The organism is Thermoplasmata archaeon (genome assembly GCA_035622275.1).
Lineage (GTDB): Archaea > Thermoplasmatota > Thermoplasmata > Lutacidiplasmatales > UBA184 > Lutacidiplasma.
Genome location: DASPVQ010000005.1, coordinates 83299 through 101021 on the forward strand (window position 1 = coordinate 83299; position 17723 = coordinate 101021).

Below are 17723 nucleotides of genomic sequence, written 5' to 3' on the forward strand. Positions count from 1 at the left end.
GTCATGGCACCGCTCGAGAACCCGCCCGAGAACCCCTGCTTTGGCTGCGGCCCGCGCCACTCGCGCGGGCTCCGGCTCTCGTTCGAGCGGGGCGTCGCCGCGGACGGGGTCGACGAGCTTTCGACCCGGTTCACGCCCGAGCCGGACGAGGTCGGATGGCCCGGGCTGTTTCACACCGGCCTGCATTTCCTCGTGCTCTACGAGGTGTCCTACTGGACGGCCCTCGAGCTGGAAGGGCGGCTCATGGTCAGCACCGGACCCGGCACCTACGCGCACGAGCGGCTGCCGCGCGTGGGGCGCGCCCACGTGGCGCGGGCGCGGCTCGGCGCGCTCGCGCCGGACGGCCGGGAGGTGGTCGCCGTGTCGGAGACCGACGACGGCCGGCCCTGCGGCCGCCTGCGCACCTACTGGCGGCCCGTGTCCCGCGAGGAGGTCGCGCGCGCCCGCCTGTCGCTGCCGGCCTATTTGCTCGAATCGATACCGAGCGCGCCGGGGGACGCTCCGACCCAGACCTATAATACCCGGTAGATACCCGTCGCGCTCGCGTGCCGCGGTAACTCAGTTTGGGAGAGTGCAAGACTGAAGATCTTGAAGCCGCCGGTTCAAGCCCGGCCCGCGGCACTCCCCGGCGGCGCGCGCGGCTGAGCCGATCGCGGCGTCCTCGCGGGCCGAGGCCGGCGGACCGCCGACCAGCAGATTTATCCGTCAGAGCCCCGTTTTGTCGCGGAGTCCCGCGCCCGCCGGACCGCGTTCGGCGAGCGTACGGGTCCCGAATCGAACGGAGCAACATGCAGCGGATTAGGAGAGGGATGGGTCTCGCCACGATCGCCGGGATCGCCTGCCTCGTGCTGGCGAGCGGTCTCGCGTCGGCCGCGGGCTCGGGCTACAACCTGACGTTCAGCCAGAGCGCCACCACGAACGTCGCGGACGTCGCGCTGACCGCCCTGTCGACCAGCTACTCGGGCGGCCCCAACCTGACGGCGACGATGACCGTCGCCGGAACGTTCCAGATGAACAACCAGAACTACGAGTACGCGTTCTTCTTCGGCGGCACCAGCACCTCGAGCTCCGCGGCGTACGCCACGTTCAGCAACAACTCGACCTTCGGCTACTACGAGTCGACCACGGGCAGCGGGGGCGGCAGCTTCGGCACGATCGTCTACGGGCTCTCGAACGGCGGGAGCTCGCTCTCGATCAGTCTCAACATCACCCTCGTCGGCCCGTCCAGCGGCTTCACGGCCAACGCCTGGGCGCTCTACGGAACGCAGTCGAGCGGTGCGGTCAGCTACATCGGCAGCGCCTACACCAACTCCGGTGGCGGCAGCGGCGGCGGAGTGACCTGCACGGGCACGAGCTGCACGACCAGCGCCGGCACGCCGGCGCCGTTCGACTGGTGGATCGTGATCGTTCCGATCGTGGTCGTCATCGCGGTCGTCGCGGTGGTCCTGGTGCTCCTCATGCGCCGGCGCAAGCCGGCCGCGGCCCCCGCACCGGGCATGATGCCGCCTCCGCCCGGGATGATGCCGCCCCCACCGCCCCCGACCGGCGGATCGGTGCCGCCGCCCCCACCGGGCGCAGCGTAGATCCGACCCGCGCGAACTCCTTCCCCGGGGGGCCCTCGGGCCCCCCGCAGACTTCTTCCCGACCACGCCCCTCGCGGTGCGTGGAGCGCCGGTTCGCCCGCCTGCGACCGGGCACGGTCTCGGAGTCGGACGAGTTCTCGGTCGTCCCGAGCGACGGCATGTGCCTGAGCAGCTTCCTCGTGATCTCTCCGGCAGAGCGGGCCAGCGAGGTCCTGCTCGGGCGGGTCCACCCGGATCCGGGGTGGGCCGAGCGGGGCGCGCTCGGCCCGGCGCGAGCGGCTCGTGTCGCGGAACGGTGGATGCTGCCGTCGAGCCAGCTCCTGCTGTTCGAGTCGCCGAGCGAGGCGGCCCGCCGGATCGGCCGGGAGATGCTGGGCGTCGAGCTCGAGCCCGGCGCGCCCGCGGTCTTCTCCGAGGCCTACCAGCGACCGGAGCCGGAAGGTCCCGACCCGCACTGGGACCTCGAGTTCATCTTCCGCCCCGCCTGGACGGGGCCCGAGCGCGTGGCGCATCCGGCCTGGAGCGAGATCGGCTTCCGGGACCCGCGCCGGATCCCCGCGCGCGAGTTCGCGCGCGGCCACGAGGACATCCTCGCGCTCGTGGGGAAGCGCTCGCCGACCGACGGCTGAGCGCGGCTGGGCCGGGACCCCTAGCGCTTCGGCACGAACCAGACGTCCGTCACGAGGTACTTCGGCTCGGGGTCGAAGCGGGCCTCGACCGGCATGCCGACATACAGCTCGGACTCGACGCAATCGCGCAGGCGCACGAGCAGCAGGCTGCCCACGCCGTCGAACTCGACCATCGCGAGGTTGTACGGGGTCTCCTTCAGGAACGCCTCGCTGCCGAAGTGGCACGTCGTCCAGGAGTGGACGCGCCCCGCGGTCGGAAGGTCCATCCACTCGGTCGGGGCCCCGCAGACCATGCAGTGCGAGCGGGGCGTCGCGTAGGCGAAGCCGCACTTCGGGCGCCGGCACTTCGAGCCCCGCAGCTTACCTTCGGCGAGGCCGAGGAAGAACGGCGAGTCCTCGGCGTAACTGTGGATGTAGGCGATCGAGTACGGGTACCGGATCACGAGGCTCTCGACGCGCTCAGCGTCGCGGAAGATCGCCGCGCCGCTCCGCTCGAGCTCGGCCTGCACGTCGCGGAACTTTGTGTAGGTCGGCGGACGCGCGCGCATCAGAACCCCCGCTCGAGGATCGAGACGGTGACCGCCGAGCCGGTGCCCGCGTGGCTGTGGATCGCGCCGCGGCGGGCGTTCGCGATCTGGAGGGTCGGGTCCCCGAAGTGCTGGGCGATCGCGCCCTGGAGCTGCCAGAAGGCGAAGACGCCCTGCATGAGGCCGGTCGCGCCCACCGGGTGGCCGCACGCGATGAGCCCGCCGGACGGGTTCACGGGGATGGCGCCTGCGCGCGGCGTCGGGAAACCGTAGTCGATCCCCTTCAGGAACGGGTCGCCCCGCTCCACGAACCCGTAGCCCTCGCCGTAGCGGCAGAGCCCGAGGTCCTCGTAGGTCTGGATCTCGCTCGACGCGTAGGCGTCGTGGAGCTCGATGAAGTCGAGCTCGGTGTTCGGGTGCGTGATCCCCGCCATCCGGTAGGCCTCGATGCCGGCCGCGCGGCCCGCCCGGAAGGAGTGGATCCCCGGGTACGGCAGGTCCTCGTAGTCGCTCGCGCGCTCGTGGGGGAGCAGCGGCACCTTGCCGAACGGCCGGTCGGCGAGCCGCATCGTGTCGGTGCCGGTCCCGACCCCGATGACGCGGACCGGTCGGTCGGTGAACTCCCTGGCCCGTTCCTCGGTGCACAGGACGACGCACGCCGCGCCGTCGCTCATCGTGCAGATCTGCTCGCGGGTGAGCGGGTAGCTGATCATCTCCGAGCGCAGGACGTCGTCGACGGTCAGGCGCTTGGGGTACTGGGCGTAGGGGTTGTGCAGGGCGTTGCGGTGGTTCTTCACCGAGACGAGGCTCATGATCCGGCTGCCCTCGGCGATCGCCAGGCGCTGGGCCTCGCGTTCGTCCTTGACGCCCGCGAACTTGCGCAGGCGAAGGTACTCGTAGATGTGGCGGACGACCATCAGCGCGTAGTAGCCCGTGTAGAACCCCCCGAGCGGGAAGTCGAAGTTCGTGTCGGAGGCGAGCGCGATGAACTCGTTCCCCTTCCAGGTCGCGACCCGGCTCATCGTCTCGTAGCCGGCGCCGAGACAGACGTCCATCCGCCCGCTCGCGACGGCCTCGTACGCCGCCTGGAAGCACTCCCCGCCGGTGGCGCCGCCCCACTCGATGCGCACGGAGCCCTTCGGGTTCATCCCGAGGTAGTCCTGGACCATGCTCGCGGCCTTCAATTGGCGGGAGAAGTGGTCGGAGAAGTAGGAGATCCGGGTCCCGTCGATCCGGTCCTTCGTGAGGTTCGGGATCCCCTTGAGCGCGTAATCGTAGGCGCGCTTGACCATCAGGCGGAAGTCCATTGACGGGTGCGCCTTCGCGAATTTGGTGACGCCGCCGGTCACCATGTACACCCGGCGGCCTTTCGTGGTCGGCGTGAGTCGCTTCGGTGTTCGCCGCCGGGCGGGCGGCGCGGCGCGGGCCCGCGGTCGGGCCTTGCTACGAACCGGCAAAATGCTCCCCCGCTCGCGGCGAGCGGCGCCCGCTTCTAAAGGTTCCTCGTCCCCGCCCCGGCGCCGGAGCAACGGTTTAGCCCCGACGCCCCCTCGCCCCGGACGGATGCCGACCCGCTCCGGCCCGAAGGACCTGCTCTCGATCGCCGACCTCGCCGACGATCTCGACCGGGTCCTGGCCCGTGGCGAGCGCCTGAAGCAGGAGCGCCGCCGCGGTGTCGTGCGGGCGAGCCGGCCGGGCACGAACCTCGTCCTGCTCTTCGAGAAGCCGTCGACCCGGACGCGGGCCTCGTTCGAAGTGGCGATCCACGACCTGGGCGGTCACGCGCTGTTCCTCTCGCGGAACGACCTGCAGCTGGGACGCGGCGAGACAATCGCGGACACCGCCCGCGTCCTCTCCCGGTACGCGGACGCGATCGCCTACCGCGCGTACCGGCACGCGGACGTGGTCGAGCTCGCCCGGTGGGCGACCGTCCCGGTGATCAACGCGCTCGATGACCTCGAGCATCCCTGCGAGATCGTCGGCGACCTGCTGACCCTGCGCGAGCGCTGGCGCGGCCGCTTTCGGGGACGACGGCTTGCCTGGATCGGGGATGGGAACAATGTCCTCCACTCGCTGCTGCTCGGCGGCGCCCTCGTCGGGCTCGACCTCACCGCCGCCACGCCGCCCCGCTACGGTCCGTCCAACGAGATCGTCCAGCGGGCCCGCGAGTTCGCTAAGCGTTCGGGCTCCCGCATCGCCTTCACGACCGACCCGCGCGAGGCCGCGCTCGGCGCCGATGCGCTCTACACGGACGTCTGGGTATCGATGGGCGAGGAGGCCGAGGCGGCCCAGCGCGAGGCTGCCTTCGCCGGCTTCCAGATCAACCGCGACCTTCTGGACCTCGCGAACGACGGCGCGCTCGTGATGCACGATCTGCCCGCGCACCGCGGCCAGGAGATCACGGATGAGGTCCTCGACGGGCCCCAATCGGTCGCCTGGGAGCAGGCCGAGAACCGCCTCCATGCCCAAAAGGCGATCCTCGAGCACCTCATGCGCGCGCGGGCCCCGACCGGGCGCGCCCGCCGCTAGGCGACGGGGGTCGAGTCCGCTCGCAGGCGGACCTTGAGCAGTCGCTCGAGACGCCGCACGAGCTCGTCGGGCGGACGAAAGCCCCCGGACTCTAGCTTCAGGACGATCGACTTCTTCTCGTTCAGCTTCTTGCCGAGGTCCTCGGGCGTCCAGTGCAGGGCCTCGCGCGCCGTGCGGACGCGACGCGCCCAGTCCGGGGCGAGCTCCATCTCTCCGATCTCGGTGTACAGGTCCCGTTCCTCGAGCCGTCGCGGCCCGCTGCTCGCTCGCATCGCCCCTCCGCCGTAGCGGGGCGGCGGGGCCCCCGGGCGCGCGGCAGGCGCGGTCGGCGGCGGATCGACCGGCGTACCGAACCTCGCACAGTCCGTGCACAGGCGCAGGACCGTCCCTTCGATCCGAACTCGGCTGAGCATCTCCGCCTCGCGGCCGCACATCTCGCACAACATGGCTACCCTCGCGATCGCTCCCGAAGCGAGCGGCTGCGCCGCCGCGCCTCCATGCGGGCCCGTCCCTCCTGAGCCCGCGTCCGCTCCTCGTCGTTCGTCGGCTCGAGCGAGGGGACCGCCACGGGCCGCCCGTCGCGGTCGACCGCGACCATGGTGACGTAGGCCTGCGCGACGAGGTTCGGCGATCCGCCCTCGAGGGGCTCGGCCCGGATCCGCACCCACACCTCCATCGCGCTGTGGCCGACGCAGGTGAGCGCGGCATCGAAGTCGACCACCTCGCCGACGTGCACGGGCGCGATGAAATCGACGCGGTCGACTGACGCGGTCACGCAGTTGGTCTTGGCGTGCCGTGTCGCGGTGATGTAGGCGACGCGGTCGACCTCGGCGAGCAGGACGCCCCCGAAGACGTTGCCGGCGAAGTTCGCGTCCGTCGGGACCATGAGGCGTACGACCGACGAGCGGCTCTCGTCGGCGGTGCGGGACGCGGGCGCGGGCACGCGAACGACCTCGGAGAACGACGGGGCTCGGGCACCCCGCCGCGCGCTAAAGAGGTTTCGTTCTCGGCCGACGGCCCGGCCGGCATCGGGGCGTTTCACGACCTCGGGGGCCGCCTCTTAGGCAGGGGCGAGCTCGCTCGCACCGAGGCTCGCATCATGTCGTCCGCCCGGTCGAACCCGAAGAGCGTCCGCGCCGCACCGCCCCTGCCGAAGGCCACGTTCGCGAGCGTCGCGGTGGTCGTCTCCGACCGCCAGCGCGCGCTCGAGTGGTACACGAAGTGCCTCGGCCTCGACGCGATCGACCGGCTCGACCACTGGGTGACGGTCGGGCGCAAGGGCCAGAACGGCGTACTCCACCTCTGCCAGACCTCCGAGTACGACCCCAGCCTGCCGCTCGAGCGCGGGAACACCGGCATCCACCTCCGCCTGCCCGGCGATTTCGAGACGGCGTGCGCGGCGCTCGCCGCCCGCGGCGTCACGTTCACGGCCCCGCCCAAGAAGGAGGAGTGGGGCTGGGGCGCCATGATCGCGGACCCCGACGGCAACGAGATCGCGTTGAGTCCGGCCTAGCGCCCGCCCGGGGCCGGCGCCGGGACGCTCGAGCCGCGTCTCTCGGCGTGGAGCGCGATAATGCCTATATAGGGGTACCTTTTGGCCGCGCCCGGAGTCCATCGGAATGGCGCAGAAGCCTCACCTGAACATCGTCTTCATCGGCCACGTCGACCACGGTAAGTCCACGACCGTCGGCCGGCTGCTCCTCGACACCGGGGTGATCCGGCAGGAGGAGATCGACAAGTACCGGGCCGAGGCCGAGGCGAAGGGCAAGGCGACGTTCGAGTTCGCCTGGGTGATGGACGACCTCAAGGAGGAGCGGGAGCGCGGCGTCACGATCGACATCGCGCACCGGCGCTTTGACACCCAGAAGTACTACTTCACCATCATCGACGCGCCCGGCCACCGTGACTTCGTCAAGAACATGATCACGGGAACGAGCCAGGCCGACGCGGCCGTGCTCGTAGTCAGCGCGGCCGAGGGGGTCCAGGAGCAGACCCGCGAGCACATCTTCCTCGCGCGGACGCTCGGGGTCAACCAGCTGATCTGCGCGGTCAACAAGATGGACCGCCAGGAGGTCAACTACTCCGAGGCGAAGTTCAACGACCTCAAGGAGGAGCTGACCAAGCTGCTCAAGAACGTCGGCTACAAGGTCGCCGAGCAGGTCGTCTTCATCCCGATCTCGGCGTTCAAGGACGACAACATCAACAAGTCGAGCGCGAACATGACCTGGTACAAGGGCCCGACCCTGCTCCAGGCGCTCGACAACCTCAAGGTCCCCGAGAAGCCGACGGACAAGGCGCTGCGGCTGCCCGTCCAGGACGTCTACACGATCACGGGAATCGGCACCGTGCCGGTCGGCCGTGTCGAGACCGGGAAGATGAAGATCGGCGACAAGATCATCTTCCTGCCCAGCGGCAAGTCCGGCGAGGTGAAGTCGATCGAGATGCACCACGAGGCCGTCACCGAGGCGATGCCGGGCGACAACGTCGGCTTCAACGTGCGCGGGATCGACAAGAATGACATCCGGCGCGGGGACGTCGCGGGCCCCACCACCAGCCCCCCGACGGTCGTTGAGAGCTTCACCGCGAACATTCAGGTCCTCAACCACCCGAGCGTGATCACGGTCGGCTACACGCCCGTGTTCCACGCGCACACCGCCCAGGTCGCCTGCGAGTTCACCGAGCTCCTCAAGCGCCTCGACCCGAAGACCGGCCAGACGGCCGAGGAGAACCCCCAGACGCTGAAGACGGGGGACGCCGCGGTGGTCAAGATCACGCCGAAGCGGCCGCTCGTGCTCGAGAAGTACAAGGAGTTCCCGCAGCTCGGCCGCTTCGCGGTCCGCGACATGGGCCAGACCGTCGCCGCGGGCGTCGTCGTCGACATCAAGAAGCGCGAGTAGGCGCCGCTTCGGTCGTCCGGCGGAGGAAGGGGCCATCCATGCCGCAGAAGGCCCGCATCTCGCTGTCGGGGACCGACTCGCGCAAGGTCGACTCGATCTGCAAGCAGATCCGGGAGATCTCGCAGAAGACCGGCGTCGCGATCGCCGGGCCGATCCCGTTGCCGACCAAGAAGCTCAAGGTTCCGGTCCGCAAGGGGCCCGACGGCGGGGGTACGAGCACGATCGACCACTGGGAGATGCGGATCCACAAGCGCCTCATTGACATCGACGCCGACGAGCGTGCGCTGCGCCAGGTGATGCGGATCCAGGTGCCCGACGGCGTCAACATCGAGATCGTGCTGACCGGCTGAGCGCGCGTGTTCGCCCCGGGCGCCGGCCGACCGCTGGCGGCGGCGGCGGCCGTGCTCGTCGTGATCGCCGCCTTCGTGGGCGTGGGCGTATTCCCACGGCTGCTCGGCGTGCTCGTCGCGCTCGTGGTCGCGACCGGCCTCTGGACGTTCTTCGCGGTGTTCTTCCGCGACCCGGAGCGCGCGCCCGGCGAGGGGATCGTCTCGGCGGCGGACGGCGTGGTGCGAGCGGTCGAGCGGGAGGGCGAGCGCTGGCGGATCTCTGTCTTCATGAACGTGACGGACGTCCACGTGAACCGGCTGCCGCTGGACGCGAGGATCGAAGGCATCGAGGACGGGGGCGCGGGGTTCCGTCCGGCCTACCGGCCGGACGCGGAGCATAACGTCCAGCGCGCCTACGCGCTGGCCACGCGGCTGGGCTCGGTCGAGGTCGTGCAGATGACGGGGATCCTCGCGCGGCGACTGGTATCGTTCGTGCCGGTCGGATGGGACGGTCGCAAGGGCGATCGCTTCGGCATGATCGTCCTCGGCTCGCGGGTCGACGTGGTGTTGCCCGCGGACCGGCTGACGCCGACGGTCCGCGTCGGCGACCGGATGCGGGCGGGTACGACGACGATCGCCCGGGAGGGTTCGTGACCGACCGCTGGCGGATCGCGGCGAACCTGGCGACGCTCGCGAACGCCCTCCTCGGTCTCGGCGCGATCCTCTACGTGCTCGCCGGCAACAAGGTCTGGGCGATGCTCCTGGTCGCGAGCGCGATCGGCTTCGATGGCCTCGACGGCCTCTTCTCGCGGCGCAGTCCATCCCCCTCGAGCCCGTTCGGCCGGGTCGCCGACTCGGTCGCGGACGGCCTCACCTTCGGGCTCGCGCCGGCGTTCCTGATCGCGGTGCACACCTCCGACATCGCCCTCTGGAGCCCGTGGGAGACCGCGATGCTCGCCGCCGCGGCCGGCTACGTTGCGGCCGCCGTGGGTCGACTCGTCTACTTCACGGTCCGTGGCTACCAGCGCCCCTACTTCCTCGGCGCACCGACCCCCCAGGCGGCGCTCGCGCTCATCGTCGCGCTGCTCTTCCACGACTCGCCGGCCTTCCAGACGGTCCAGCCGCTCGCGATCGTCGTCGCCGTGGCGGTGCTCGGCGCCCTGATGGTCGTCCCGATCCCGTTCCCGAAGATCCGCCGAGAGGCCCCGCTGCGCCTGACGATGGCGGCGACGGGCGTGGCCGCGGTCGTCGCGCTCCTGCCCCTCCAGTTCCATCCGGCGGTCGCCTCAGCGCTCTATTCGGTCTCCTATGCGGCGGCCCTGTTCCTGCTCGTGGGCGTCGCGAGCTACTTCCTCGTCGGGCCGTTCACCGTCGACCGGCACCCGCCCGATGTCGCGGGGACCTGAGGATGCCGGGCGCCCGAACGCTCCACCGCGCAACGCTCACGCGGCGCGAGGCGCTGCTGTTCGAGGCGGGCGTCAAGCTCGGGGGCCTGTTCCACCAGTACTTCGGCATGCCGGTCGCCCCGCGCACGGCGCGCGGGATCGCCCGGACGATCGAACGCGCGGTGGCGCTGCAGCCGTTCGTCGTCCGGGTCCGCGCGCGCGTCCGGCCCGAGCGCGGGGGGCCGGTCGGCCCCGGCCGCTTCGCCTACCGCTACCTGAGCCCGGAGATGCTCGAGGTCGTCGTGGAGCTCCGGGACGGCCCGATCACGGTCACGGCGCGCCTAGAGCACCGCACCGACCTGCGCTATCCGCTGATGAGCGTCGAGCGGGTCGCCGTGGCCCGGCCGAGCCGGCGACGCGCCTAGGCGCGGATCACGACGGCGGAGGGCCGGGCGGCGCCACGGGCGCGGCGCTCGCCGGCGGCATCGCCGCGGGGGCGGGCTTGGGCTTGCCGCGGAGCACGACCCCGAGGATGAGGACGACGATCCCGACGATGAGGAGGACCGTTCCGACCGTCGCGAGGGCGGTCGTGATCTTGAACGTCACGACGACGGCGGAGCTCCCCGAGTAGATCACTCCCATGACGACCGTGCCGCCGTTGGGCTGGTCCAGCATGAAGCTGCCGCTCGTCCCGTTCTGGAACGTGACCCCCGAGACGCCCGAGACGTTCGCGCAGTTAGTGCCGCTACAGCTCGCGGTGGCGGCCGCCACCTCGACCGCGACCGAGCCGTTGGTCGACCAGCTGACCGCGACCGGGATCGAGCCGGTGAGCGAATAGCCGCTGACGCTGCCCTCGTAGAAGGGGGTCGACGAGGTCGAGGTCACGGTCTCGTTGCTCTGGGGCAGCAGCGGGACGAACAGGAGCGCCGCCCCGAGGACCGCGAGGATGATGCCGAGGACCACGAGGCCGCCGCGCATCCGCTGACGGGAGGTCTGCGGGCTCGTACTACTTCAAGCCGCCGGTCGCACCGGCGGGACGGGGACTCACGGACGCTCGGCGACCGGGACGTAGACCAGGTCGACCGCGCCGACGTACTTGGCGGTCGGGCGGATGAGGCGCAGGTCCTGGTACTCCTCGAGCACGTGGGCCGTCCAGCCGGCGACGCGGCTCGCCGCGAAGATCGGCGTGAACAGATCGTGCGGGATGCCGAGCAAGGAGTAGATCGAGCCCGAGTACAGGTCGACGTTGGGGTACAGCCCCTTCTCACGGTGGACGACCTCCTCGACGTGCCCAAGGATCTCGAAGTAGTGCAGATCGTGCTTCGCCTCGCCGATGCGCCGCGACCAGTCCCGCAGGATCGTCGCACGCGGGTCCTCGACCTTGTAGACGCGATGCCCGAAGCCCATGATCCGTTCGTGGCGGGCGAGGCGTTCCTTCACGATCGCTTCCGCCCGGTCGGGCGTGCCGATCTCGTCCAGGAGCTCCATCACGCGCTCGTTGGCGCCGCCGTGGAGCGGCCCCTTCAGCGTGCCGACCGCGCTCGTGACGGCGCTATAGAGGTCCGAGAGCGTCGAGGCCGTCACGCGGGCGGCGAAGGTCGAGGCGTTGAGCTCGTGGTCGGCGTGCAGGATCAGCGCGACGTCGATCGCGCGGGCCTCGAGCTCGGTCGGCTCGCGGTCGGTGAGCGCGTAGAGGAGATAGGCCGCCTGGGAGAGCTCGGGGCGGTCGCGGAGCGGCGGCAGGCCCGCCCGACGCCGATGGAACTCGCCGAGGATCGTCGGGAGCGCCGCGGTGAGGCGCTGGGCGCCGCCGATCGAGCTCGCCCCCGGCTTGCCCTCCTCGGGCTCGAACAGCGCGAGGGCGCTCACGCTCGTGCGCAGGATGTCCATCGGCGTCGCCTCGGCCGGCATCGAGCGCACCCGCTCGACGAACGCCGGCGGGAGCGTCCGCAGCTCCCCGAATCGGCGCCGCAGGTCGGAGAGCTGCATCGCGTTCGGGAGGCGACCGTACCACAGCAGGTAGGCGACCTCCTCGAAGTTCGAGCGCGCCGCGAGGTCGCGGATGTCGTAGCCCTGGTAGATCAGGCGCCCCTGCTTGCCATCGATGAAGCAGATCCGGGACTCGAGCGCGACGACGTCCTCGAGGCCCCGCTGGACGACCGACGGATCCGGCATGACGCGCCCCGTGCCCGGCCGACACGGGCACAGGTTAAGGGACTTTCGCGGCGACCGGCGCCTCCGAGCGCACCGGTGACACCTTCGCCGGCCCCTCGACGGGAACCGCCGGCCCACTGGCCGCGCGGAGGCGCGCCCGGTACGCGACCCAGGCGGCCGACCAGAGCGGGATCGAGACCAAGAGACAGCCGGCGGCGACCAGGAAGACGAGGCGGAAGCTTCCGTAGACGGCGAGTACCCCCGAGAGGCCGGCACCGAGCACGGCCGCCGCGCCCCCGAGCGCGCTGTTGACCCCGAGGATCCCCCCGGCGTCGCGCCGCTCGAGCCCGCGGAAGAGGATGAGCGAGCTCGCCGTTGTGTAGATCGCGATCGCGCCGCCGAGGATGCCGAAGACGACGAAGTTGGCCACGAAGGCGTGCGGATCGAGGAACGCGGCGAACGTGAAGCCGGCCGTGGCGAGGTAACCGAGCGCCCGGACGTAGCTGGACGAGCGGACGAGGCGATCCGGTCCGAGGCGGTTGGCGAGCCATCCCGAGAGGGGGTAGAGCAGGGTCTGGGCGAGGGTGTTCGAGAAGTTCACGAGAAAGATCGCGGCGACCCCGAGCCCGACCGAGACGAGGTACGGCGTGTAGGAGATGTTGTAGAGGTTCGAACCCAAGTTGAACAGGAACATCGCGGCCATGAGCAGCGGCAGCTCGTGGTGGATCTCCTCCTTCGCCCAGAGGCGGAAGCGGGCGAGCGCGCCGGGGCGCAGCCGCGGGCGGCGGGGGAAGAACGGGATCGCGATGTGCAGCGACGCGGAGACCTTGAGACGGGAGGCGAGGCTCTCCGGATGCGTCGCGACCGCCCGGGTGGTGGCCCGAGCCTCGCCTTCGCGGATGCCGAACCACAGGGCGATCGCGCTCGCCGCGGCGAGGGCGGCGAGCACATCGACGAGCGAGAGGAGCGCGGCATTGTTGACCGTCCACAGGTAGCCGATGATGAGCCCGATGACCGAACCGACGATGCTCATCTCCTGGAACGAAGCGTACGCCGTCGCGCGCTCGGCCGCCCCGAAGCGCTCCAGGATGAGGAGGTTCGAAGCGCTCGTGCCCGCGGGCGCCACGAGCCCGATCGCCGTGTACACGGCATAGAGCACCGGCAGCGAATCGATCCGGCTGAGGAGCAGGTAGAGGACCGCGTACCCGCCGAACGTCACGACCAGGAAGATCCGGCGGGCGGGGTAGCGGTCGGCGAGGTGGCCCCAGGCGACCGAGGAGAGGATCACGGCCGCGTTGAACACCGTCGCCGCGGTCGCGACGTCCGCCCAGCTGCCGTGCAGCGGGATCAGGATCAGCAGGGGCAGCACGACGCCGAAGCCCGCGGTCGCCGCGTTCACCGGGACGAAGGCGAGGAGCCACGGCCGCGCGACGAGCCGGGACGGCCAGGTGCGCAGTGCGGTCGCCATCGTCCGAGGCGGCGCGACGGGAGCCTTACTTAAGCGAAGTTCTGTGGAGTGGTCGGGCCGGCGCCCTCAACGCGATGTCGGTGTTTTACCGCCGTGAGACGAGTCTCAACGCTTATTAGGGGGGTCCGTTGTCGCGCGGTGTCGAGAGGGTGGCCTAGGCTTGGCTATCGGCTTCGTCCTGATCAGCACGGCGCCCGCGAAGGAGCACGAGGTCTACACCGAGCTCCTGCGGGTGAAGGGGATCGTCGAGCTCCACCCGCTGTTCGGTGAATACGACCTGATCGCCAAGGTCGAGGCCGAGGACTTCAACGCGCTCGGCCAGCTCGTGGTCGACAAGATCCGGTCGGTCGCGGGCGTCATCGACACCAAGACGCTCACCGGGATCAAGTTCTGAAGGGTACCCCATGTTCGATCTGATGGCGACCGCGGTCGATATCGGCGGCTGGCAGTTCCTGACGATCCTGTTGCTCGTCTTCGGCCTGTTCCTGATCCTGGCCGGGATCTTCACGGCGTACTTCGGGAGCGGCAAGAGCCGGACGATCGGGATCGTGCTCCTGGTCGTGGGCCTCGTCGTCGGGGTCGCGGCGGGCTATCTCTACCACACGGGCGCCCTCGACGGCGGCGCGTCGGGCCAGCTCGGCTCGCTGCTCTGGGAGTCGTTCCTCGTGATCGTGGCCGCGGTCATCGGCGCGCTCGTCGCGGTCGGGATCTTCCTGGTCGCGATCATGAAGTCGTAGGCGGGCCGCCGGCGTCGGCCCGCGGGACTAGCCCCGATGCGGCGCCGCCGCCTGGTCACCCTCACCACCGACATCGGCTCGGCCTACGCCGCCCAGATGAAGGCGGTGCTCGCCAACCGGATCCCGCCGGGGGGGATCGTCGACCTCGCGCACGATCTGCGCCCGCACGCGATCGGGGAGGCGGCTTTCCTGGTCCGGGCCATGGCCCGCGGCTTCCCACCGGGCACAGTCCACGTCGTCGTGGTCGACCCCGGCGTCGGCGGGCGGCGAGCGCCGATCGTCATCGCGACGCGCGACGGCTCGCGGCTGGTCGGTCCCGACAACGGAGTGCTGATGCCGCTCGCGTCGACCCTCGGCGGCGGATCGGCCTTCCGGATCGAGCGCGCGGGGGACCGCGCGCGGGTCGGCACGACCTTCGACGGGCGAGATGTCTTCGCCCCGGCGGCCGCCGCGCTGGCGTCCGGCGCCCCGCCCCGCCGTCTCGGACGGCCGATCCGCCCGCATCGCTTCGAACTGGCGGAGCCGCGACGTCGCGCCGGGGGGGCGACGGGAGAGATCCTCCTCCGCGACCGATTCGGGAACCTGATCTCCAACGTGCCCACGACCTGGATCCCCGCAAAGAGCCGGGCGCTCCTCGTTGGCCTGGCCGGGCGGCCGCGCCGGCGCCTCCCGTTCGTGACGAACTACGAAGCTCTCGCGCGGGGCCGGCTCGGCGCCCTCGGATCGAGCTTCGGGCTCCTCGAGCTCGCGGTGGGTGAAGGGGATGCCGCCCGACGCCTCGCCGCCGACACCGGCACCCGCCTTTCGTGCCGCTGGGTCGCCGAGCGGGCGCCGACGGGGCCGTCGACCCGTCGCCGGGTGAATCGGTAAATACGAACGGTGCCCGTCATCGGGCGAGCGCCTCGATCCGGGCCATGGCCAAGCGCGATTACTACGAGGTCCTGGGGCTCGCGAAGACCGCGAGCCCCGAGGAGATCAAGCAGGCGTACCGGCGGCTCGCCCGCCAGTACCACCCGGACGTCGCCAAGGAGAACCCGAAGGCCGCGGAGGAGAAGTTCAAGGAGCTGTCCGAGGCCTACGAGGTGCTCGCCGACCCCGAGAAGCGCCGTCGCTACGACGCCCAGGGCTTCGGCGCCGTCGAGAGCGACTTCGGACCGGGCGGCTTCACCTGGCAGAACTTCACGCACGCGGGCGACCTCGAGGACCTGTTGGGTTCCTCGGCGCTCTTCCAGCAGCTATTCGGCTCCTTCGGCTCCCCGTTCGGCGGAATGCGGGGCGTCCCGTCGAACCGGGGCAGCGACATCGAGGTCGCGGTCCGCCTGCCGCTCGCCGCGGCAGTCGACGGCGCCCAGCCGACGATCGAGATCCCGAAGATCGGTCCGTGCCCGGACTGCCGCGGCACCGGGGCGCGCGGGGGCACGGCGCTCGAGACGTGCCCGGAGTGCGGCGGCTCGGGCCAGGTCCGCCGCGTGCGACGCAGCGGCTACACCCAGCTCATCACGGTCGGCGAGTGCCCGAAGTGCCACGGCTCGGGGCGGCGCATCCTCGAGAAGTGCCCGACCTGCGGCGGGAGCGGTCGCCAGCGCTCCGTCGAGCGCCTCGAGGTGACGGTGCCAGCGGGCATCGAGGACGGGGCGGTGCTGCGCATCCCCGGCCACGGAGGCGGCGGATTCGACGGCGGACGCGCCGGTGACCTGTTCGTGCAGGTCCTCTTCGAGCCGGCGGACCACCTGCGCCGCGAGGGGCTCGACGCGTACACCGAGACGACCGTCCCGCTCGCCGTCGCGATCTTCGGAGGTGAAGTGACGATCCCGACGATCGAGGGGCAGGCGGTGCTCACCATCCCGGCCGGGACCCAGCCCGAGGCCCAGCTGCGGATGCGCGGGCGAGGGTTCCCGCGGTTCCGGGGCGGGGGCCGCGGCGACATCTACGTGACGGTGCACGTGGAGATCCCTCGTTCCCTCTCCTCCCACCAACGCGAGGCGCTGCGGGAGGCGCTGGGCGACGGGGGGACAGCGCCCGGCGGCCGCCGGGAAGGGTTCTTCCGGCGCCACGGCTCGGGCCGATGACGGACGATGACGGCTCGCGGCCGGACGGCGAGCCGTACTTCGCCGAGCGGCCCCGATCCCGCCCGCGGCCGGCCGAGCTGCGCTTCCTGTACCGGGGCGAGCTCCTGTCGTTCCGGGTCGACCGGGGCGTCTTCGCTGCCCACCGGCTGGACCCCGGCACGGACCTGCTGATCCAGAACCTGGGCGTCGGGCCACGGGACCGCGTCCTCGATCTCGGATGCGGCTGGGGGGCGGTCGGGGTCGCGGCCGCGGCGAGCGCGAGCGAGGGGCGCGTCATCCTCACCGAGGTGAACCGGCGCGCGGCCCATCTCGCCGAGGAGAACCTCGCGCGCAACCATCTGACGAACGCGGAGGTGCGCGTCGGCCCGTTCTTCGAGCCGGTCGTCGCGGACCAGTTCGACACGATCGCGACGAACCCCCCGTACCGGGTGGGACGCCGCCACGTCCTGCGCATCCTTTCAGAGGCACCGGCGCATCTTGCCCCCGGCGGTCGTCTGCTCCTCGTCGGCAAGGGGAGCACGGGCATCCGCTACTACCAGGCGTGGCTCTCGGACCACTTTCCCGGAACCGTGACCGTGCTCGATCGGGCATCCGGCTACCGGGTGCTCGAGGCCCGCCGCGCGGCCGCCAGCCGCCACAGGTAGAGCCGGGCCAGGTGGCGGAGGTAGTTCGCGGACTCGCGGCCGCCGAGCTTACTGTGTCCGGCGAGGCGGGGCCGGAACGTGATCGGCACCTCGAGGTGGGGGGACGGGCGGCACTTGACCAGGACCTCCAGCGCGATCTTGTAGCCGACAGGGGCGAGCGGCGCGCGGTCGAGCACCGAGCGGCGGACGGCAAAGAAGCCGCTCATGGGATCGCGCACGTCGCTCAGGGGTCGCGCGAGCAGCCGCGCGCCCCAGGAGACCAGGCGCCGCAGCGGGGTCAGTCCCGGAGCGGTCCCCCCCGCCACCCACCGGCTCCCCAGGGCGAACTCGGAGCCACCGCTGGTCACCGCCGCCACCAGGGCGGGGACGTCCTCGGGCGGGTGGCTGCCGTCCGCGTCCATGACGACCACGACCGCGCCGCTCGTCCGGGCGATCCCCGCGAGGACCGCCGAAGCGAGGCCCCGCTCGCCGTGCCGTTCGAGGACCTGGGGGACGGGCGGACCGGAGAGGCCCCGGGCGAGCTCCGCCGTGCCGTCGGGCGACGCGTCGTCGACGACCGTCACCTCACCGCCGAGGGCCGCCACGATCGGGGCGAGGCGAGGGTACAGCTGTGCGAGCGCCTCGCGCTCGTTGTACGTCGGCAGGATGACCGATACCGCCGGACGGCTGGCCACGAACGTGTACGACCGTCCCCCGGCTACATCCCTCTTCGCCCGGCGGCCACCGGACCGGCGCGCGCGCGCCGCGCCGCCGAAGCTCTTAAAAGGACGGG

23 protein-coding genes and 1 tRNA gene are annotated in these 17723 nt (G+C 71.3%); 16 read left to right on the plus strand and 8 right to left on the minus strand.

Going from position 1 to position 17723, the window contains the following annotated elements:
• Positions 1 to 3: 3 nt before the first annotated feature.
• The 4 genes from VEL82_01760 to VEL82_01775 all read left to right on the plus strand — a co-directional run bounded on the left by VEL82_01760 (position 4) and on the right by VEL82_01775 (position 2212).
• Positions 4 to 528 (plus strand): hypothetical protein, encoded by a 525-nt coding sequence (locus VEL82_01760; protein HXW66597.1) that lies wholly within the window; start codon positions 4 to 6, stop codon positions 526 to 528.
• A gap of 19 nt (positions 529 to 547) precedes the next feature.
• Positions 548 to 621: transfer RNA gene (locus VEL82_01765), tRNA-Phe, on the plus strand.
• 188 nt (positions 622 to 809) lie between these two features.
• Positions 810 to 1583: a hypothetical protein gene (locus VEL82_01770; protein HXW66598.1), complete on the plus strand. Its 774-nt coding sequence runs from the start codon at positions 810 to 812 to the stop codon at positions 1581 to 1583.
• Between the two features lie 80 nt (positions 1584 to 1663).
• On the plus strand, positions 1664 to 2212 hold the full coding sequence (locus VEL82_01775) for a hypothetical protein (GenBank protein ID HXW66599.1): 549 nt from the start codon (positions 1664 to 1666) through the stop codon (positions 2210 to 2212).
• Between the two features lie 20 nt (positions 2213 to 2232).
• On the opposite strand, the gene VEL82_01780 is transcribed toward VEL82_01775, so the two are convergent.
• Positions 2233 to 2760: a Zn-ribbon domain-containing OB-fold protein gene (locus VEL82_01780; protein HXW66600.1), complete on the minus strand. Its 528-nt coding sequence runs from the start codon at positions 2758 to 2760 to the stop codon at positions 2233 to 2235.
• On the minus strand, positions 2760 to 4196 hold the full coding sequence (locus tag VEL82_01785) for a thiolase domain-containing protein (GenBank protein ID HXW66601.1): 1437 nt from the start codon (positions 4194 to 4196) through the stop codon (positions 2760 to 2762). Before VEL82_01785 ends, VEL82_01780 begins: the two co-directional genes overlap by 1 nt.
• A gap of 106 nt (positions 4197 to 4302) precedes the next feature.
• Between VEL82_01785 and argF the strand changes: the two genes are divergently transcribed.
• Complete coding sequence (gene argF, locus VEL82_01790) at positions 4303 to 5268, plus strand: ornithine carbamoyltransferase (protein HXW66602.1); 966 nt, start codon at positions 4303 to 4305, stop codon at positions 5266 to 5268.
• Here argF and VEL82_01795 read toward each other — a convergent pair.
• Both VEL82_01795 and VEL82_01800 read right to left on the minus strand, forming a co-directional pair.
• The gene (locus VEL82_01795) at positions 5265 to 5714 is read right to left on the minus strand and encodes a multiprotein-bridging factor 1 family protein (protein ID HXW66603.1); all 450 of its coding nucleotides are present in this window, start codon (positions 5712 to 5714) and stop codon (positions 5265 to 5267) included. The two genes, argF and VEL82_01795, sit on opposite strands and share 4 nt — an antisense overlap.
• Positions 5715 to 5716: 2 nt before the next feature.
• Positions 5717 to 6211, minus strand: coding sequence for an acyl-CoA thioesterase (locus tag VEL82_01800; GenBank protein HXW66604.1), 495 nt, complete (start codon positions 6209 to 6211; stop codon positions 5717 to 5719).
• A gap of 156 nt (positions 6212 to 6367) precedes the next feature.
• Here VEL82_01800 and VEL82_01805 point away from each other — a divergent pair, with 156 nt between their 5' ends.
• The 6 genes from VEL82_01805 to VEL82_01830 all read left to right on the plus strand — a co-directional run bounded on the left by VEL82_01805 (position 6368) and on the right by VEL82_01830 (position 10304).
• Positions 6368 to 6781, plus strand: a complete 414-nt coding sequence (locus VEL82_01805; protein ID HXW66605.1) for a VOC family protein — start codon at positions 6368 to 6370, stop codon at positions 6779 to 6781.
• 106 nt (positions 6782 to 6887) lie between these two features.
• Positions 6888 to 8165 carry a translation elongation factor EF-1 subunit alpha gene (tuf, locus tag VEL82_01810; protein HXW66606.1) on the plus strand — a complete coding sequence of 426 codons (1278 nt, stop codon included), beginning with the start codon at positions 6888 to 6890 and terminating at the stop codon, positions 8163 to 8165.
• Positions 8166 to 8203: 38 nt separating this feature from the next.
• A complete protein-coding gene (rpsJ, locus tag VEL82_01815) occupies positions 8204 to 8515 on the plus strand; it encodes a 30S ribosomal protein S10 (protein HXW66607.1) in 312 nt (103 codons plus the stop codon).
• A gap of 6 nt (positions 8516 to 8521) precedes the next feature.
• Positions 8522 to 9148 (plus strand): phosphatidylserine decarboxylase, encoded by a 627-nt coding sequence (locus VEL82_01820; GenBank protein HXW66608.1) that lies wholly within the window; start codon positions 8522 to 8524, stop codon positions 9146 to 9148.
• The gene (locus tag VEL82_01825) at positions 9145 to 9900 is read left to right on the plus strand and encodes a CDP-alcohol phosphatidyltransferase family protein (GenBank protein ID HXW66609.1); all 756 of its coding nucleotides are present in this window, start codon (positions 9145 to 9147) and stop codon (positions 9898 to 9900) included. The genes VEL82_01820 and VEL82_01825 overlap by 4 nt, the downstream gene beginning before the upstream one ends.
• Positions 9901 to 9902: 2 nt before the next feature.
• Positions 9903 to 10304: a dihydroneopterin aldolase family protein gene (locus VEL82_01830; protein HXW66610.1), complete on the plus strand. Its 402-nt coding sequence runs from the start codon at positions 9903 to 9905 to the stop codon at positions 10302 to 10304.
• Between the two features lie 7 nt (positions 10305 to 10311).
• On the opposite strand, the gene VEL82_01835 is transcribed toward VEL82_01830, so the two are convergent.
• The 3 genes from VEL82_01835 to VEL82_01845 all read right to left on the minus strand — a co-directional run bounded on the left by VEL82_01835 (position 10312) and on the right by VEL82_01845 (position 13501).
• Positions 10312 to 10857 (minus strand): hypothetical protein, encoded by a 546-nt coding sequence (locus tag VEL82_01835; protein HXW66611.1) that lies wholly within the window; start codon positions 10855 to 10857, stop codon positions 10312 to 10314.
• Between the two features lie 66 nt (positions 10858 to 10923).
• Positions 10924 to 12054, minus strand: a complete 1131-nt coding sequence (locus tag VEL82_01840) for a citrate/2-methylcitrate synthase (GenBank protein HXW66612.1) — start codon at positions 12052 to 12054, stop codon at positions 10924 to 10926.
• 34 nt (positions 12055 to 12088) lie between these two features.
• Positions 12089 to 13501: an MFS transporter gene (locus VEL82_01845; GenBank protein ID HXW66613.1), complete on the minus strand. Its 1413-nt coding sequence runs from the start codon at positions 13499 to 13501 to the stop codon at positions 12089 to 12091.
• Positions 13502 to 13661: 160 nt separating this feature from the next.
• On the opposite strand from VEL82_01845, the gene VEL82_01850 reads away from it, so the two are divergent.
• Genes VEL82_01850 through VEL82_01870 form a run of 5 tightly spaced genes read left to right on the plus strand, consistent with a single transcriptional unit; the run spans position 13662 to position 16951 of the window.
• Positions 13662 to 13895 (plus strand): Lrp/AsnC ligand binding domain-containing protein, encoded by a 234-nt coding sequence (locus VEL82_01850; GenBank protein ID HXW66614.1) that lies wholly within the window; start codon positions 13662 to 13664, stop codon positions 13893 to 13895.
• 10 nt (positions 13896 to 13905) lie between these two features.
• The gene (locus VEL82_01855) at positions 13906 to 14238 is read left to right on the plus strand and encodes a hypothetical protein (protein HXW66615.1); all 333 of its coding nucleotides are present in this window, start codon (positions 13906 to 13908) and stop codon (positions 14236 to 14238) included.
• A gap of 36 nt (positions 14239 to 14274) precedes the next feature.
• Entirely contained in the window at positions 14275 to 15108 is an 834-nt protein-coding gene (locus tag VEL82_01860) for an SAM-dependent chlorinase/fluorinase (protein ID HXW66616.1), read from the plus strand.
• A gap of 44 nt (positions 15109 to 15152) precedes the next feature.
• Positions 15153 to 16307, plus strand: coding sequence for a J domain-containing protein (locus VEL82_01865; GenBank protein ID HXW66617.1), 1155 nt, complete (start codon positions 15153 to 15155; stop codon positions 16305 to 16307).
• Positions 16304 to 16951: a methyltransferase gene (locus VEL82_01870; protein ID HXW66618.1), complete on the plus strand. Its 648-nt coding sequence runs from the start codon at positions 16304 to 16306 to the stop codon at positions 16949 to 16951. Before VEL82_01865 ends, VEL82_01870 begins: the two co-directional genes overlap by 4 nt.
• Here the strand turns inward: VEL82_01870 and VEL82_01875 are convergent.
• Positions 16903 to 17625 carry a polyprenol monophosphomannose synthase gene (locus tag VEL82_01875; GenBank protein HXW66619.1) on the minus strand — a complete coding sequence of 241 codons (723 nt, stop codon included), beginning with the start codon at positions 17623 to 17625 and terminating at the stop codon, positions 16903 to 16905. The two genes, VEL82_01870 and VEL82_01875, sit on opposite strands and share 49 nt — an antisense overlap.
• Between the last annotated feature and the right edge of the window lie 98 nt (positions 17626 to 17723).